Raw genomic sequence first — 17,377 nt, 5'->3', positions numbered from 1 at the left:
TGACCAATTTCCAATTACCAATTCCCAATTATTAAGAGAATTTTTTACGTTGTTAGCCCTTGCGGCCTCAACTGGAGTATAGTCTCTACTAAGACATCCGGTTGCACAGGTTTAGAGAGATGTCGATCGAAACCCGCAGCAAAAGCACGATCGCGGTCTTCATCCCTAGCATAAGCCGTCAGAGCGATCGCCCAAAAATTCCCTGTCTGCGTGTTCAAAGAACGCAGCCTTCGTAGCAGCGAATAGCCATCTTCCTCCGGCATTCCGATATCGCTGACCACAATATCCGGGCTAAACTGCGAAGCCACCTCAAACGCCTCAGCAGCAGATGATGCAGCCATGACAGCAGCCCCGGCATCTGCCAAGACAAACTTCATAAATTCCCGCGAATCAACCTCGTCATCAACCAGCAAAACCTTAACTCCCAGTAAATTACCAGCGCCAGCCAAAACCTGCGCTTCCTCGTCGGCGATCGAATTTACCTGCATCGCAGGGAGACGGAAACTAAAAGTCGATCCCATATCCAGTCCCGGACTCTGGGCCCAAACCGTGCCACCGTGGAGTTCTACCAACTGCCGGACGATCGCCAGACCCAGCCCCAAACCGCTATAATTGCGAGTAATCGTAGCATCCGCTTGGCGGAAAGACTCAAACACGTAAGGCAAAAAATTCGGTGCAACCCCAATTCCCGTGTCGGTAACAGCCAACTCAACATCCGAATCAACTCTCGAAAGCCGGATTTCAACTCGCCCCCCGCGCGGCGTAAACTTAATCGCATTCGTCAGCAAATTCCAAATCACTTGCTGCAAGCGGCCGGGGTCTCCTGATACCCAAAATTTCTGATTTAACTGAGATTCAAGATTCCCAGGAACCTTCCCAATTTCGGAAAATTCCGCAGTCTCCAAGCCCAAATCTCCAATTGCAAACCGCAAATCGATCGACTTAGCATCGGCAGCCAACCGCACAGTATTCACCGCTGCTTCCACCATCGAAATCAAATTTACCGCACAAGGATTCAACGTCAACTTGCCGCGAATAATTCTCGAAATATCCAGCAAATCATCAATCAATTGAGTTTGCAATTTAGCATTTCGCTCGATCGTTTCTAAAGCCCGCCCAGTAGCAGCCGGATTCAAACTGCGTTGCTGCAGCAGTTGCGCCCAGCCCAAAATCGCGTTTAAGGGCGATCGCAACTCATGAGAAAGAGTTGCCAAAAACTCATCTTTCATGCGATTTGCCTGCTGAGATTCCTCGTAAAGTCGGGCATTGTCGATCGCCCCCGACACCGCCTGAGCCAACTGCATTAAAATAGTTTCATCATCTTCGGCAAACTCCCCCTCATACTTGTCCGACAACTGAATCAATCCCAGATTTCTGCCGTCCCGAGTCGTCAGCGGTACAGCCAGCCAGCCCCGCATCGGCGGGTGCTTCCCCGCAGCCTTGCCGAACCCCCGCCAAGCCGGGTGAGCCTCTAACTCGCTTTGAGTCATTCGCATCGCCTGTTGGTGCTGCCAAACTTGTTGGTAAATGCCCGTACCGTCTGGCTCCTCGCAGTAATCTTGCCACGCGGCGTATTTTTCTGACATGGAAAACTTGCTAATTCCCGCATCCCAGTTGGCTGCCGGGTTGAGGTTGACCGCTACCTGGTGGACTTCCAGAATTTGGCGGGCGCTATCGGCAGCTAACTGAAGTATTTCTGCTACCGACAGCGTGGAGTTGATAGCAACTGACGCGGAGGTTAACTTTTGCAGGCGGTGCAAATACGACCGCTCGCGGGCCAACGCCCGCGAGCGGTCGTATTCTAACTGTTTGCGATCAGTAATGTCGATCGCCACGCCGGACAGCCGAAGGGGTGTACCGGATGCGTCAAAAACCACTCGCCCTTTGTCGTGAAGCCAAATCACTGAGCCGTCGGGTCGCACTTTGCGGTACTCCGACTCGTAAACTCCCGTGCCGGTGAGTGCTGCATCCACATCTGCCAAAAACCTTTCGCGGTCTTCTGGATGCACCGCATTCTTTTTTTGCTCAAAAGTACCAAAGGTGCTGTCTGGTCCCAAACCCATCTGTGTTTCGGCATTGGACGAACGGCGGACTTCCCCCGATGCCAAATCCCAGGTAAAAGCGATCATGCTAGCTGCTTCTAGGGCAAAGCGCAAGTTTTCCTCGCTTTCTTGCACCCTCGCTTCCGATAATTTGCGATCCGTAATATCCCAAACCACGCCGATCGATCGCACCGATTTACCTGTATCATCATCAAAAAACTTGCCCCTACCCGAGATCCAGTGCAAGCTGCCGTCGGGCCAAAAAACTCTAAATTCGTACTTGTATTCTGTTTTGTTTTCTAAAGCAAAGGCAAGAGCGTCGGCGATCGAGGCCTGGTCATCCGGGTGAATGCAGGCAAAAAACGCTTCGTAAGTTCCCGGAAAACTGCCTTTTTCCAACCCGAATAACAGTTCGTGTCCCTCCGACCAAACGACCTCGCCAGTTAATACATTCCAATCCCAAGTTCCCATTTTCGAGGCTTCGATCGCCAATCTCAGCCTTTCCTCGGAAATTGCCAACTGCGCCGACGTTCTCGCGTAGTTCTCGCGCAACTGCTGTTTTTTCAAGCTTTCGCCCACGGCCCCCGCCAGCCGCTTTAAGTACCGCCCTTTGAACACGTAATCGCTTAAGCCGGCTTTCATAGCTTCGACTGCCACTTGTTCGCTGCCGCTGTCAGTACACATAATTACCGGACAATTTGGGTAGCGGCTGTGAACTTTGTGGAGAATAGTTAATCCGTCGCTCCAGTGCAGTTGGTAGTCGGTAATTACTATATCAAAACCCCCGACTGCCAGGACTTGTTCGAGAGTTTTGATATCAATAACCGATTTAATTTCTAAATCGGAAAAACTTTTCCTCAGTTCTCGATCGATCATCAGGCGATCGTTTGGGTTGTCGTCGATTAACAGAATAGACACCATTGGGCTTTTAGTTTTTGTATTGGCGCATACATTATTAAATTTAACAATATGTTATTAAGCTATCTCGACAATTTAAATATGCACTTGGCTGGTTAATTAGACTTGCCAATAAGTTTATGGTAGTTACTTGTATTTATATTATATTTTACAGCCTGTAATATACTCAACCAGCATTTTAGGAGCATCGCCCACAAGCAAATTAATTAAGTGGTTGTAGAACTGATCGGAAAGCCTGCTCAGCCGGGAACGGTGCAATATCTCCGTTAACTCTCACTATACTACTTGTTTATTCTGTGTGCTGGTGTGAAGAAGCGCGTTGATTGATTCTGTCAGCTACAGCAGAATATTGCTGTTAAAACTCTCTTGCGTAGAACCTCATCTTTTTTAAATCCCGATTCACTGCGCGTTGCCGAACTTGCTTCCTCAACTCTCGCACTTGCGTAATTTTACCCAGAAGCGGGTACCTATTCCCAAAGTCGATTTCAGCCCGATCGCACCCCCCATCCGATCGACTCCTTTGCGAGCGATCGCCAGCCCAATTCCCGTCCCTGGATACACTTCTTGACCGTGCAGGCGATCGAACAACCCAAAAATTCTCTCTTGAAATTTTTCGGCAATACCAATCCCGTTGTCTTCTACCCAAAGACAGATATATTCCTCCTCAGCTTCTGCATAAACTCGCACCTGCGGCTCTATCCCAGGCTGCACGAACTTAATAGCATTGGAGAGCAAGTTAGCCAAGACTTGCAGCAGCGTAGCAGGATGGGCTAACACAGTAGGTAGCGGTTCAACAACCGTTATCCGAGCTTGTCTTTGAGCAATTTCCGCCTCTAGTTGCGCGATCGAGCTAGCCACAATTAAATTAAGAGACACTGCTTTTAGCGGCAAGTTAGCTTTGCTGAGGCGGCTGTACTCTAGCAAATTTTCGATTAAAGTATTCATCAGACTTGCAGCGTCATTAATCCGATACAAGTAATCCTGTGCGGTAGCCTCCAACTCGCTGGCTTTCTCTTTAAGCAACATTTCAGCAAAAAACGAAATTCCCCGCAGAGGAGCGCGCAAGTCGTGAGAAACTGAATAGGTAAACGATTCGAGCTGTGCATTAACTTCTTCTAATTCAGCAGTACGCTCTCTCACCCGCTCTTCCAAAGTTTCATTAAATTCGCGCAAAGCAAGTTCAGCTTGCTTGAGTTCCGTAATATCTTCCACCAATCCGTCGATCGTACTTTCACCTTCTGCGCTGTACACATATTGATTAAACCGAATCCATTTTACTCGACCGTCTGCCAAAGGAAATGTAATTTCCAGATTTTGACACCGAGACTCCCCGGAATCTACCGGTTGCAAAAATAATTGCTGCAAATAAATCCCTTGGACATCTGCTAAATTGCTGGCATCAAACAAGCGCAAAAAAGCTTGATTGCTTTCCAAAAGCTTCCCCTCGGAAGTCGCTCGAAAAACTCCGACATTTAAGCGTTCTAGCAGAGAATTAAGTTGATTTTCTAGTCGGGCGACTCGTTCCCAGGCGGCAACTCTATCGAGTACGCCGCGAACCGCAACGCACAGGCGGACATAGTGCTTCGGCGACTTGATAATGTAGTCGTCCAATCCGGATTTCATCGCCTCTACAGCAATTTCTTCGTTGCCAGTATTCGTAAACATTACAATCGGGCATTCTGGATAACGGGCTTTGATAGTTTTAAGCACATCTATACCGTTCGTCCAGCGTAGTTGGTAATCGGTAATTACCAGATGGAATCCGCCTCGATTCAGTGCTTCCCCCAATAATATATCGTCGGAAATTTCCGTTATTTGCACTTGCGAGAATTGCCGCTCTAACTCGCGTTTGACGAGCAGCCGATCCGTTGGGTTGTCGTCAATTACCAGAATGTGTACCACTTTAACAATTTATAATTGGGCTGTTAGCTAGAGTGCCGTTCAATCACTAATAATAAAAATGTTGGAGGTGGCCCCTTTAAGATGATAGAAAACTGGCTTCCTGACTAGAAACTTAATTTCCTCGTTCCCAGGAAGAGTCTGGTAACGAGGAAACCAGGAAGAAAAACCGGGAAACCGCCACTACAAACCAGAAAATTCTCTAGGTTCCGGCAGTTCGGTATAGTTGAGCCAATACTCGTTAAAACTCTGCATCATTTCTAATAAAGAAGCAAACCCGACTGGTTTAACCAAATAAGAATTTACCCCTAAATCGTAAGCTCGCTTAACATCAGGTGTTTGCCTAGAAGAAGTAAGCATAACCACGGGCAAGCGTTTTAGTTCCGGCTGCTGCCTCAGCCAAACTAGAACTTCGTGACCGGATCGCCTGGGCAATTTCAAATCCAGTAAAATTATCGCAGGCAAAGGATAGCGATCGCGATCGCTGTATTCTCCGTCCCCATTTAAATAAAAAACCGCTGCATCTCCATCTCGGACAATTTGCAGCGAAGTATTAGCAAAAGTCTCATTGCGAAATGCCCGCTGCATCAATAGAATATCAACGGGGTTATCTTCCACCAGCAAAATCGTCTGCGTTTGGGTCATGCTTCCTCAGTTGTATCCAAAATCGACTGCCTTTTCCTAATTGAGATTCCACTCCAACTTGACCGCCCATGCGATCAACTCCTTTTTTTACAATAGCTAATCCTATACCAGTTCCGGGGTAAGATTCGATACCGTGCAAGCGTTCAAAAACCCGAAAAATGCGTTTTTGATGTTCCGGAGCAATACCGATGCCGTTGTCTTCTACCCAAAGACGGATGAGGCCGACTGGGACTAGAGGGCTGGCCATAAGTAACTGGGAATGTTCCCACTGTCCCACAGTTTGCCTTTCCAATTCTCGGGCTATATCCCTGTCTGTCTCTCCCTCTTGAGGCAGCTTAAGTTCCTCGGCCCATATCTGCACTTGGGGTGGTGTGCCTTCCACAAATTTTATAGCATTGGTGAGCAGATTGGCGATTACTTGAACTAAAGTAACGCGGTGGGCAATTACCGCAGGAAAGGGCGATCGAACACTGATTTGAGCGTGCCTGGATTTAGCATCAGCTTTTACCATAGCAATTGCCTCGGCCACAACTGATTCTAAGTCTAAAACTTGCAGCGATAAATCAGTGCGGCTCAGGCGGCTGTAAGCTAGCAAATCTTGGATTAATTCTTCTAGTTGTTGGCCAGAATTAACAATTTGCTGGGCGTATTCTTGACCGAGTTCGTCGAGGAGGTCACGGTAATCTTCTAATAAAGCTTCAGCCAATCCTTGCATTCCCCGCAGGGGGGCACGCAAATCGTGGGCTACGGTATAGGCGAAAGCTTCTAATTCTTCATTAGCTGCTTGAAGTTGATTGGTGCGGAGTTCTACTCGCCGTTCTAAGGTAGCGTTGAGCATCCGAATTTCCGCTTCTGCTTGTTTGCGCGCAGTTACGTCAATGGCGGTACTAATTACTAAACTTCTGCCGTCGCAAAGCTGGCCTAAAGGTGCGGAATAAAAGTCCCAAATTCGACTTTCGCCACTGGCTGTGGCAATCATATATTCGCCTTCAGAGATGCGGGCGTTTAATTTGTGCAGCCGATCAATATCTGCTTGCACTAGGGATTTGCGGCTGTGGTAAGCTTTTTCTGTCCAATCTTCAATGGTGGGAATTTCTGAGTATTCGTACCCTGATAGTTCTGTCCAAGCGCAGTTAATTTGCAAAACTTCTCCGTTTTCAGCGTGCAGCATAATTGGCAGCGGTGCCTCGATAATGGCGCGGCGGAAACGTTCTTCGCTTAATTGTAGAGAGTGGCGATCGTGTTCTAGCTGTTCTAACAGTTGATTTTGCTTGATTTCGGCATTGTCGCGCAAAGTTTGATCGCGCTTCACCAAATAGTAAACCACCACCATCAACAGGAAATTTACTAAAGCAGCAACGGTAAAAGTCACGATTGTCAAAGTAGCGCTCGTTTGAGATTCTCGGGCGCGCTGCTGCAATAGCTGAGTTTCTTCCGCAGTCATGGTGGCTATCTGCTGCCGAATGTCGCCCATGATTTGCTTTCCCCTACCGGATTTTACTCGCCGCAGGGCTGCTTCTAAGTTTTGTTGGCGTCGCAGATTGATGGTTTTTTCAAGTTCGGCTAATTTAGAGTCGATCGCAATTTCCAAATCGCGAAGGCGCTGTTGCTGCCGCTTATTGTCAGCCGTTAGCTGCTGCAATCCGACTACTTGCTGGTTGATCCGGGCGATCGCGCTGTAATACGGTTCTAAATACCGTTCTTCTCCCGTCAGCAAATAACCGCGCTGTCCGGTTTCAGCATCTTTTAACGTGGAAAGCGTAGCTTCGAGTTCGGTTAAAACTTGGTGAGTGTGACTCACCCACCGTTCGTTTTCGATTAACTTGAGAGTGTTGCGGTAGGAAGTTGCCGCATTGAAAATTAGCAGCGCCACGACCATTCCGATACCTGCGGTGATTTGGCGAGTCAGGGATTGTTTCATGAAATACTCGGCACGCGAGTCCTGCTTTTTCTTTTATTTTAGCTGGATTAAGACTATCCGAATTTTTGGCGCGGTCAGAAACGGCGACTAAAGCCTATAAATTTAAGGCTCAAATGTGCGATCTATCTTGTGTTTAGTTTAGCCTCGCTCCTCCTCGCATCCCTCTTAAGTCGGAGATGGCATAAATCGATCTCTTGCCTCTCGTGATTCAGGCAAACGCCACACAATCTAGGATAGCCTGCAAAGCTTTATTCGCCTTTTTTGTATCGAGTTTTGTATCGTTCGTTTTCCTTGGGCAGTTTGAAATTGTGGCGCAAAGAAAAGAGTTTTTACGTATTGACTTCAGTTGATTTTTGGGGTATATTTTAGATAATCGGAGTAGTGACATAAATTTAATTTTAGCTACTGTTTGCATTATTAAATAATACCTTGTAAAACTAGCCAAGTCAAGCTTTTTACCACCAAAAAAAAGGCGAAATTTTAATATATTAATTAAAAAATAATCTGTTGGAGGCAGGGAGAAATTCACAGAGGCGATGACGCGGGTGAATAGTATCAGAAATCAAAAATGCGAGCGATCGGGTAATTGCAGAGAATTAATGCGTTGAAGTTAGTTTAACATCAGAATTATATCTTTCTTTTTGCGAGCGAGACGCTCGATCGCACTCGCAAAGAGACACTTGCCCTGCACTGAGAAAAATATGCTTCCGAGTGCAGTGCCGAAACAATATAATTACACAATCGCAGCCGCTGCTTTCATCGCGAAAATGCGATCGATCGCATCTTCAACAACCTTATCAGGCGTAGAAGCACCCGAAGTCACGCCGACTACAATTTTACCATCCGGTAGCCAACCTTCAGTTACAACCAAATCGGCCCCCAAAGGCTTGTGTTCGATCCGATTTCCGGGTAAGATGCGCTCCGCACAATCAATGTGATAAGAAGGAACAGTTTTGTCGATCGCAATTTCCTGCAAATGCGTAGTATTAGAAGAATTAAAACCGCCAATCACCAGCATCAAATCCAACTTTTCCTCAACCAAACTCAACATAGCATCTTGGCGTTCCTGAGTTGCATCGCAGATAGTATTAAAACTCTGAAAATGGTCGTTCAAATTTTCAGGCCCAAACTTCCGCATCATCGTTTTTTCAAATAACTTGCCAATGTTCTCTGTCTCAGTTTTGAGCATAGTAGTTTGGTTGGCAATACCAACACTTTCCAAATCCACATCTGGGTCAAAACCAGCAGAACAAGCCTTGCTAAATTTAGCAAGAAATTCATCGCGGTCGCCCCCATGCAAGATATAATTGCTGACATATTCAGCTTCCTGGAAATTCAATACAATCAAATACTTATCAGCAAAAGAACTCGTAGCAACAGTTTCCTCATGCTTGTATTGACCGTGAATAATCGAAGTATAATTCCTCTTTTTGTGCTTTTCAACAGTATTCCAAACCTTAGAAACCCAAGGACAAGTAGTATCAACAATCTTGCAGCCCTTATCATTAAGCAACTGCATTTCTTGGACGCTTGCTCCAAAAGCTGGTAAAATTACCACATCGCCGCTATCGACAACCGAAAAATCTTTCTGTCCCTTCTCAACAGAAATAAAACCAACTTCCATATCCCGCAAATGCTGATTGACAGACGGATTGTGAATAATCTCATTAGTAATCCAAATCCGTTCGGTTGGGAAATGCTGGCGAGTCTCGTAAGCAATAGCTACAGCGCGTTCCACCCCCCAGCAAAAGCCAAAAGCCTGAGCCAGCCGGATCGTAACTGCGCCGCGCTCTAGCCTGTAATTATTGTCGCGAATTTGCTGGATCAGACTGCTTTGATAAGCCGTCTGCATTACCCCAGCTACCTCAGCTTCGTGTCCAAAACCCTTGCGGTGGTAGTTTTCAGACTGTTGGAGCGATCTTTTAAAAGCTTTAGTATCCATGCGGTATCGAGTTGAAATCTAGGTTAATTACCTTTGATTTTAGAACCATTGGAGAATTCTCATCTCAAATTTGAAAACCCCGCCTGCAACAATTGCAAAACGGGGCAACCCAACTACTATTATTGACTCTGACTGCCAATCACAGATTCAAACCTTCTTCTGCACAAAATCCCGCAAAGAAATCCGGTTTATTAGAAAAATCGGGGTTGGGAGTCGATAAATCTCCAAAGGAACTGGGTTTCACAGGCTTGAGTGCGTCAGTCTTAGGCTATTTTCAAATCTTCTTAGGCGCAAAAGGAGAACTCGATTCAAACGAACTGAAACCCCCGGCAAAATCCTCACCGTAAGCTTCTTCCCCATGCTCGCCGATATCCAAACCTTGGTCTTCAGCAGATGACGGCACTCGCAGTTCCATAAACTGCCCCAAAATTTTCAGGATCACAAAAGTGCCGACAGCCGCAAACACGTAAGTAACTACAACGCCTATAAACTGGGTCACGATTAGCCCCGGATTCCCCGCAAACAGCCCGTCATTTCCGGCAGCATTAACCGCTTTAGTCGCAAACACGCCTGTCAGAATCGCGCCTATAGTTCCGCCGACGCCGTGAATCGGGAAGGTATCCAAAGAGTCGTCAAATCCTAGCTTAGCCCGGAAACTAACGGCAAAGAAGCAGGCAACCGAAGTGATCGATCCGATCAAAAGCGCCCCCACTGGAAGTACGAATCCAGCCGCAGGTGTGATTCCCACCAATCCCGCGAGGAAACCGCTAGCAATTCCCACTGCTGTCGGTTTGCCTCTGAGCACCCATTCCACAATTGTCCAAGTTAAACCGCCGGCTGCTGCAGAAATCATCGTGGTGACAAAAGCCACTGCTGCTAAAGAACCAGCTCCCAAAGCGCTACCGCCGTTGAAGCCACACCAGCCGAACCACAACAGGCCAATTCCCAGCAAGACGTAGGGTACGTTGTGGGGGGTGTGGGGCTTGTTCAAGTGGTCTTTGCGGGGCCCGATCATCCAAGCTGCGACAACCGCAGAAACACCGGAACTAATGTGTACCACTGTGCCGCCGGCAAAGTCCAGAGATCCGATCGCCTGCAGCCAGCCTCTACCCCAAACCCAGTGAGCTAAAGGAGAGTAGATGAAGGTAGACCACAGCAGCACGAACCAGAAATAGGTTTTAAATGTTACCCGTTCGACGATCGCCCCGGAAATCAAGGCTGGAGTGATGATGGCGAACATCATCTGGTAAACCATGAAGACTTGGTGGGGTATTGTCGGTGCGTAGCCGATCGGATCTGGTGTGTCCGCCGTGACCTTGTTCAAGAACATCCAGTCGAAGCCGCCGATGAAGCTTTCGATCCCTTGACCAAAGCCTTCGGACGCTGGAGTGGAAACGTCAAAGGCCAAACTGTAGCCCCACAGCGTCCAGGTGACGCCGATAACTCCCATCATGACTAAGCTCATCATCATGGTGTTGAGGACGTTGCGCGATCGCACCAGTCCCCCGTAAAAAAATGCCAGCCCTGGTGTCATTAACAGCACCAGTGCTGAGGAGACCAACATCCAGGCCGTATCGCCGGTGTCGATCGGATTCGGCGCCACCGCAGCAGCAGTACCAGCAGCATCTTGAGCTAAGGCATTGTCCGTCAGCGGTACGCTTAACAGCCACAGGGCGATGATGCCGATCGTTAAACTTTTTTTGATCACGTTAGTTGTACCTTCTCATACTCAGCAATTTTCAGGGAAGACCGAGCCGATTTTAGACGCGAGGATTTTAGATGCAATAGTTATTTGGTTTTAAGTCCCTGTTTTAGCGGAACAAATCTTCAATAGATAATTCCCCAATCCTCAACCCCCCGACTTCGTATAGCCGGACTCATCTAAATTCGTCAACCCTCAATCCAATGGTCTATGCCTTTTGGATTGCACCATTTGTACCAACAGTTATTCTGTATCACCCTATACCAAATAGCTAACTATCATATTTCTTAATCTATCAGTGGAGACTTGACATAGCTAATGACCACATAGTAGTCAGGGAGGGGGAGTTGAGGAGATGGCAAGAGTTTTGAGTTGGGGAGAGTGGGAGGAGGAGAGGGGGAGAGTTAGGGAGAATGTTACTTTATCCTTTATCTTTAAAACGGATGACTCATGACTCATTTTTCAACTGAATCTGATCGAACAGTTGCAGGGCCGATCGCCAAACCAGATAACCTTGATCGTTAAGGTGCAAGCCGTCTGTGCTGAGTTCAGTTGGCAAATTCCCGTCAGCATCCGCAAACAGCGGGTACAAATCCAGATACAAAACATTTTCAGAACTAGCAATTTCTTTCAGCCGTCGATTTATTGCCCTAATCCGACTGTTAGGAATCGCCAACAGGCGATCGCGATTTTCCCAAGTAGCTTGTTCCCCGCTGTGGGGCAAAATCGACTGCACAACCACTTGTGCTTTGGGGTGAGCCCAGCGCAAATCGCGAATAATCTGCCGCTGGTTGTCCAAAATCCCTTCGTCGCTGGTTCCCCGCAACAAATCGTTAATCCCAATCATCACAAACACCGTATCCGGCGCAGTTCGATCGAACAACTGCAACCGCTTCAGCAAACCCACCGAAGTCTCCCCGGAAATCCCTTGATTCAGCCAAATTCGATCGACTGGTAACAGTTTGGTCGGAAACCACATACTTAGAGAATCCCCAGCCAAAACACTCAGCCTTGAGGGTCGATTCGCCGCCGCCGCCTCAGCTTCGCGACCCAACTGCGTCACCCACTGCTGGTAAGTCCATTTATGTCGCGGTCCGGCAACAGGCACGTCTAGCACTGCCTTTGTAGAGATCACTGGTTGGCCAATTTGTTCCTCAGCCGCTTCTGCCTTCACCGCATCATTCGCCTGGAAGCTTTCTGTCAAGTTGTTTCCCCGCAGCAGTAGTTGAGCAACTGTGAATATCAGTACCCCGTTCGTCACCAAAGATAGCAAAGCCCAAACCGGAACAGTTTTCGATCGGCTAACTTCCATCCCTAAGAGGGATTTATGAGTTCTACTTCTGCTACCTCCTCCAAACTTCTCCATAAACTCAAGCTATTTGCAGGCCTCACACCGAATAATTTGCACTGATTGCTGCATCAAATTTTACCACTCAATTAAAGCCTCAATGCTTGTAAGAATCAAGCACTGTGCTGTGTTGGGCAAGGGCGGCGATGCAGAACTTTGCTTTTTCGCACTACTTTACCATAAAAAATCTGCTTACCAAACTTTCTGGCTCCGCAATCGGATTTGTCCAACCCGCAGACCGGGACAAAAATATATCTAAAACTTACCGAAATTACCCATTTCTGATGCTAAAATCCAAAAATGAAAAAATTAACTATAACTGAAGCAGCCAAACTTAAAGGTGTGAGCGCTTCCACCTTGCGTCGGTGGGAAGCCGAAGGCAAGCTAATACCCGAACGCACCGCTAACGGTCACAGACGCTATGACCTAGCTAATCTTCTCGGATTAAAACCCAACGGCGCTTTAACCATTGCTTACGCTCGGGTTAGCAGCCACGACCAAAAAGATGATTTAGACAGACAAAAACAAGTTTTGGAATTGTTTTGTGCATCTCACGGCTGGCAATTCCAAATCATTGATGATGTGGGTTCTGGGGTTAATTACAGTAAGCGGGGTTTACAACATCTAATTCGGGCGATCGCAGACAATCAAGTAGAAAGGCTGGTATTAACTCACAAAGACAGACTGCTGAGATTTGGTTCTGAACTAATTTTTAATTTGTGCGAACACTTTGGGACAGAGGTAGTGATTATAAATCAAACCGAAAATACTAGCTGTGACGAGGATTTAGCTAAAGAGCTACTAGAAATAATCACGATGTTCTCAGCCCGCCTCTATGGAAGCAGGGATCACAAGAACAAGCGCATCGTTGAAGAACTTAAAGCAATTGCCGATAAACTCTAACCAATACACCAGTTTTCAACGCTCGCAGTTACAGATTCTCAATTCCTATTTCCCCATTACCAATTAACAATTATTGGCGCCGATCTCATGCAATCGAAAACTGCTATATGTACGCCATTAAAAGTAAACTAACAATAAAAATATGCCCGCGTTCGCATCGAAGATTTAAACGCGAGCACAACGATAGACTGCCATAAGTTGGCGACTATTTCAGATTGTGGTGTTTCTGAATAAAGGCGTGAATTAGCTGATAAATAGCTAATCTAGGACACGAAAGCTGAATTGGTCGCTCCCTTCGCACGCTTTACAGTTTGGTAGTCTTGCCTCCAGAACCCCCACCATAACCGCCGTAGCTGGTCTCACTTCTGTTTTCCAAGCTAGTTTCCTTCACAAACCCGGTGTAAGCTTCCATCCCGTGTTCGCCGATATCCAAACCTTCAGCCTCCTCTAAAGCAGAAACGCGGATACCCAGCAAAGCTTTGAGTGCGGCCCAAAAAATCGTACTCAGCAGCACGGTCATCCCGCCTACAGAGATAATGCCGACCAACTGCGCCCAAAGTTGACCGAAACCTCCGCCCACCAGCAATCCGGCTGCCGGGCCTGCAGTATAAAGTCCAGTTGTAGGGCCGTCCGCAAACAAGCCCACTGCCAGAGTTCCCCAGATCCCACAGACTAAGTGAACTGAAGTTGCGCCTACAGGGTCGTCAATTTTCAAATTGTCGAAGAAAGTTACTGCGAAAACTACCAGGATACCGGCGATCGTGCCGATTATGGCAGAGTTGGGGATGTTGATCCAAGCGCAGCTCGCTGTTACCCCGACTAAGCCTGCGAGGATGCCGTTGATAATCATCGAAAGGTCGGGTTTGCCCAGGTACAGCCAAGCCGTAATGGTTGCAGCAACTCCGCCGAAGGCACCCGCAGTGTTGGTGGTGAGCGCAATATGGGCGATCGCATTTGGATCGACTGCCATTGTCGAACCGGGATTGAACCCGAACCAACCCAACCACAAAATCAAACAGCCCAGGGTGGCAATGCTCATATTGTGTCCCGGCATCGCCACAGTATCGCCGTCGCGGTACTTGCCGATCCGTGGCCCCAAAAATGCCGCTCCCATCAAAGCAGCCCAACCGCCTACCGAGTGAATCACTGTCGAACCGGCAAAATCCCAGAAGCCTGCTTTTGCCAGCCAGCCGCCGCCCCAAATCCAGTGTCCGGTAATTGGGTAAGCAATGCCTACTAGCAGCAAGCTGAAAATTAAAAAGTCAATGAATTTCACTCGCTCTGCAACTGCTCCCGAAACGATCGTCGCAGCAGTTCCCGCAAAAACTAACTGGAAAAAGAATTTAGCGTTGAGGGGCACTCCCGTCCAGTTAAGCGAGTCGAAAATACCTTGATAAGCATCTCCTGTGGCGGGGCTGTTGTCGGCTACATTCCACAGAAAAAATCCGCCGCTGGTGCCGATAAAACCGTTGCCGTCGCTGAACATTAAGGCAAAGCCGATCGCCCAATATGCGATCGTAGACAGCGCAAAAACAATCAAGTTTTTTGACAACACGTTAACCGCATTTTTCTGACGGCAAAACCCTGTTTCTAACATACAGAAACCGGCGTTCATAAAGAACACTAGCATTGCCGCCACCATGACCCACATGGTATCCATGCCCACCTTAAGGCTTGCTAATTGTTCCTCGGTGGTTGGCGCGGGAGCTGTTTGGGCTACCGCCGCATATCCCCAGACCAAGACAATGATTGCAGCTAAAGGTATGCAGGCTTGCCAACTTGGAGTGAGGCGGGCGATCGCCCTTTGTAATTTCTTGAACCTGTTAACTTTGGTCAAAAAATTAGCTGCTGGCAACTTTAAAGCATCCCGCCTGACTTGTTTCGACTTTTTCTTTCCGACAGTCATTTTAATCACTTTTACCCTCTTTACGGCTAGTAAGCTCAGCAATATTCGGAAAACTTTCCAATCTTACTACAAAAGTTTATGGATTATTTGTTGAGATTGAGATAGTTATGATAGCCTAGCTCTTCTAATTGATTTTGTTTTTTCAGTACAGATTCGGACAAATTTTTGCGGTAATGCAAGACTCGCTCTAGCAATTCCGGCTGATGAGCTGCCAGTATCTGAACTGCCAGCAAGCCAGCATTCTTAGCGTTGCCGATCCCCACTGTTGCTACGGGTATCCCCGCTGGCATTTGCACGATCGAGTACAGCGAATCTAGGCCTTGCAGGTGGCGGCTCGATACCGGCACGCCAATTACTGGCAAGGGGGTTAAAGATGCTACCATACCCGGGAGGTGCGCCGCTCCCCCGGCACCTGCAATAATGACTTTCAAGCCTCGTTGGTGAGCGGTTTGGGCGTATTGCACCATGCGCTCAGGGGTGCGGTGCGCCGAGACGATCGCCACGGAGCAAGCAACACTGAATTCTTCGCAAACTGCGATCGCATCTTTCATGGTTGGCAAATCCGAATCGCTACCCATGATAATTCCAACTGTCGCTTGATTCATAAAATTTTCAGATTTTAGATTTCAGATAAGTGCTAATTTTATAATGATTGCGTTAACTCAAATTTAGATATTTTGTACCAAAACTGATCCTTAAAAGCAATTTTGCCACAAGCCCCCGTCTGAGCAGCCCTGGAGCCAGCAAAAAGCAAAAAGCTCCCCCTCCTCATCGCCAGCCACCGGATTTATCCGTAGCGAATATTAAATCTAAAATCTAAAATCTAAAATCTAAAATCGGATGACTGAAGCCACAACCCCAACTGCCTCCCCCACAGATATTCTCAATGTTCGCCTCCCCGGTTGCAAGGATTTGCAGATGCTTGCTATTGACGAAACGGGCATCATTCAAGAAGTTTGGCCGATGGACGCCGTATTTAAACGGATTTGTCCTCCCCATTTGCACGTGCTTGATGTAGGAGGCGATTGGCTTTCTCTAGGCGGTGTTGACTTGCAGATTAACGGCGCCCTCGGTTTTGCTTTTCCCGATTTAGAAAGCAAGCATATTGAAATTTTGCCGAAAATTTGTCAATTTTTGTGGAATCAGGGAGTCGATGCTTTTTTGCCGACTTTGGTGACAACTTCGCTGGATAAGTTTAGGCGATCGCTCTCGACTATAGCCGATTATATCCGAACTGTACAAACCGCTGCTCCGGCAACAATTAAGCCGAAAACAGCGGAAATTATCGGTGTTCACCTCGAAGGCCCTTTTCTCAACCCACAAAAGCGAGGAGCTCACCCAGTTGAGTTTTTATTACCGCTCACTATAGAAAATGTCAAGCAAGTTTTAGGAGATTGTGCCGATATTGTCAAAATAATTACTTTAGCGCCGGAGTTAGACAGCACTGGCGAAGTCATTTCCTATTTGCAAAGTTTGGGAATTTTCGTCAGTCTCGGACACTCCCAAGCGACAGCAGAGCAAGCACAGCAAGCATTTGAGCGGGGAGCTTCAATGGTAACTCACGCTTTTAATGCGATGCCGAGTTTGCACCACAGAGAACCGGGTTTGTTGGGAGCGGCGATTGTTTATCCGGGCGTAAAATGCGGTTTAATTGCTGACGGGAAACACGTTGCTCCGACAATGATTGATTTTTTGCTACGCGCTGGTAGGTATCAAAAAGGCGTTTTTTTAGTGAGCGATGCTTTGGCTCCTTTGGGTTTGCCTGACGGTGTTTATCCTTGGGATTCCCGACAAATTGAAGTCAGAAAAGGTACAGCTTGGGTAAGATTAGATTACCACTCGCCCCTGGAATCTGCTACTTTGGCGGGTACAACTCTGCCGCTGTTGGCGGGAGTGCAGAATTTAGTGGAGTGGGGGATTTGCGATGCCGAAAGTGCGATCGCCCTGGCAACTGAATCTCCGAGAAGGGCGATCGGAATTTCGGGAATTATTGGCAAATCGGCAACTCAATTGTTGCGCTGGAATTTAAATGCGGCGACAAAGGAATTGACTTGGCATCGACTCTTTTAGCCTGTTAGAGAGTCCCACAGAATGAATGATCCTATAATAACAGAAAGATAACTTCAGTGTGCAGCCTATCTTATGTCTCTA

At 47.5% G+C, this 17,377-nt stretch carries 11 protein-coding genes; 2 read left to right on the top strand and 9 right to left on the bottom strand.

Annotation, left to right across the window (positions count from 1 at the left end; genetic code table 11):
• Positions 1–44: 44 nt before the first annotated feature.
• From QUA25_RS17375 to QUA25_RS17345, 7 genes are all read right to left on the bottom strand, one after another.
• Entirely contained in the window at positions 45–2,963 is a 2,919-nt protein-coding gene (locus QUA25_RS17375; protein ID WP_333039919.1) for a PAS domain-containing protein, read from the bottom strand.
• 423 nt (positions 2,964–3,386) lie between these two features.
• Positions 3,387–4,862, bottom strand: coding sequence for an ATP-binding protein (locus tag QUA25_RS17370; RefSeq protein ID WP_333039917.1), 1,476 nt, complete (start codon positions 4,860–4,862; stop codon positions 3,387–3,389).
• Between the two features lie 180 nt (positions 4,863–5,042).
• The gene (locus tag QUA25_RS17365) at positions 5,043–5,504 is read right to left on the bottom strand and encodes a response regulator (protein WP_333039915.1); all 462 of its coding nucleotides are present in this window, start codon (positions 5,502–5,504) and stop codon (positions 5,043–5,045) included.
• Entirely contained in the window at positions 5,467–7,425 is a 1,959-nt protein-coding gene (locus QUA25_RS17360; RefSeq protein ID WP_333039912.1) for a CHASE3 domain-containing protein, read from the bottom strand. The genes QUA25_RS17365 and QUA25_RS17360 overlap by 38 nt, the downstream gene beginning before the upstream one ends.
• Positions 7,426–8,158: 733 nt before the next feature.
• Positions 8,159–9,367, bottom strand: coding sequence for a 4-hydroxy-3-methylbut-2-enyl diphosphate reductase (locus QUA25_RS17355; protein WP_333039909.1), 1,209 nt, complete (start codon positions 9,365–9,367; stop codon positions 8,159–8,161).
• A 274-nt stretch (positions 9,368–9,641) separates the two neighbouring features.
• Positions 9,642–11,075, bottom strand: coding sequence for an ammonium transporter (locus QUA25_RS17350; RefSeq protein ID WP_333039907.1), 1,434 nt, complete (start codon positions 11,073–11,075; stop codon positions 9,642–9,644).
• Between the two features lie 442 nt (positions 11,076–11,517).
• Positions 11,518–12,435, bottom strand: coding sequence for an SGNH/GDSL hydrolase family protein (locus tag QUA25_RS17345; protein WP_333039905.1), 918 nt, complete (start codon positions 12,433–12,435; stop codon positions 11,518–11,520).
• 282 nt (positions 12,436–12,717) lie between these two features.
• On the opposite strand from QUA25_RS17345, the gene QUA25_RS17340 reads away from it, so the two are divergent.
• On the top strand, positions 12,718–13,320 hold the full coding sequence (locus QUA25_RS17340) for an IS607 family transposase (protein WP_333039903.1): 603 nt from the start codon (positions 12,718–12,720) through the stop codon (positions 13,318–13,320).
• 304 nt (positions 13,321–13,624) lie between these two features.
• On the opposite strand, the gene QUA25_RS17335 is transcribed toward QUA25_RS17340, so the two are convergent.
• On the bottom strand, positions 13,625–15,226 hold the full coding sequence (locus QUA25_RS17335; RefSeq protein WP_333039902.1) for an ammonium transporter: 1,602 nt from the start codon (positions 15,224–15,226) through the stop codon (positions 13,625–13,627).
• Positions 15,227–15,309: 83 nt separating this feature from the next.
• Positions 15,310–15,831 (bottom strand): 5-(carboxyamino)imidazole ribonucleotide mutase, encoded by a 522-nt coding sequence (gene purE / locus QUA25_RS17330; RefSeq protein ID WP_333039901.1) that lies wholly within the window; start codon positions 15,829–15,831, stop codon positions 15,310–15,312.
• 235 nt (positions 15,832–16,066) lie between these two features.
• On the opposite strand from purE, the gene nagA reads away from it, so the two are divergent.
• Positions 16,067–17,296 carry an N-acetylglucosamine-6-phosphate deacetylase gene (gene nagA / locus QUA25_RS17325; protein ID WP_333039899.1) on the top strand — a complete coding sequence of 410 codons (1,230 nt, stop codon included), beginning with the start codon at positions 16,067–16,069 and terminating at the stop codon, positions 17,294–17,296.
• Positions 17,297–17,377: the final 81 nt, after the last annotated feature.

This window comes from Microcoleus sp. Pol17C6 (genome assembly GCF_036701145.1).
Taxonomy (GTDB): Bacteria; Cyanobacteriota; Cyanobacteriia; order Cyanobacteriales; family Microcoleaceae; genus Microcoleus.
This window is presented reverse-complemented; position numbering and strand designations above follow the sequence as displayed.

Excerpts from the sequence above, each read along its gene's own strand:
- QUA25_RS17355 (WP_333039909.1), bottom strand. The coding sequence starts at position 9,367 with ATGGATACTAAAGCTTTTAAAAGATCGCTCCAACAGTCTGAAAACTAC.
- QUA25_RS17365 (WP_333039915.1), bottom strand. The coding sequence starts at position 5,504 with ATGACCCAAACGCAGACGATTTTGCTGGTGGAAGATAACCCCGTTGAT.
- QUA25_RS17345 (WP_333039905.1), bottom strand. The coding sequence starts at position 12,435 with ATGGAGAAGTTTGGAGGAGGTAGCAGAAGTAGAACTCATAAATCCCTC.
- QUA25_RS17360 (WP_333039912.1), bottom strand. The coding sequence starts at position 7,425 with ATGAAACAATCCCTGACTCGCCAAATCACCGCAGGTATCGGAATGGTC.
- nagA (WP_333039899.1), top strand. The coding sequence starts at position 16,067 with ATGACTGAAGCCACAACCCCAACTGCCTCCCCCACAGATATTCTCAAT.
- QUA25_RS17335 (WP_333039902.1), bottom strand. The coding sequence starts at position 15,226 with ATGACTGTCGGAAAGAAAAAGTCGAAACAAGTCAGGCGGGATGCTTTA.
- purE (WP_333039901.1), bottom strand. The coding sequence starts at position 15,831 with ATGAATCAAGCGACAGTTGGAATTATCATGGGTAGCGATTCGGATTTG.
- QUA25_RS17375 (WP_333039919.1), bottom strand. The coding sequence starts at position 2,963 with ATGGTGTCTATTCTGTTAATCGACGACAACCCAAACGATCGCCTGATG.
- QUA25_RS17340 (WP_333039903.1), top strand. The coding sequence starts at position 12,718 with ATGAAAAAATTAACTATAACTGAAGCAGCCAAACTTAAAGGTGTGAGC.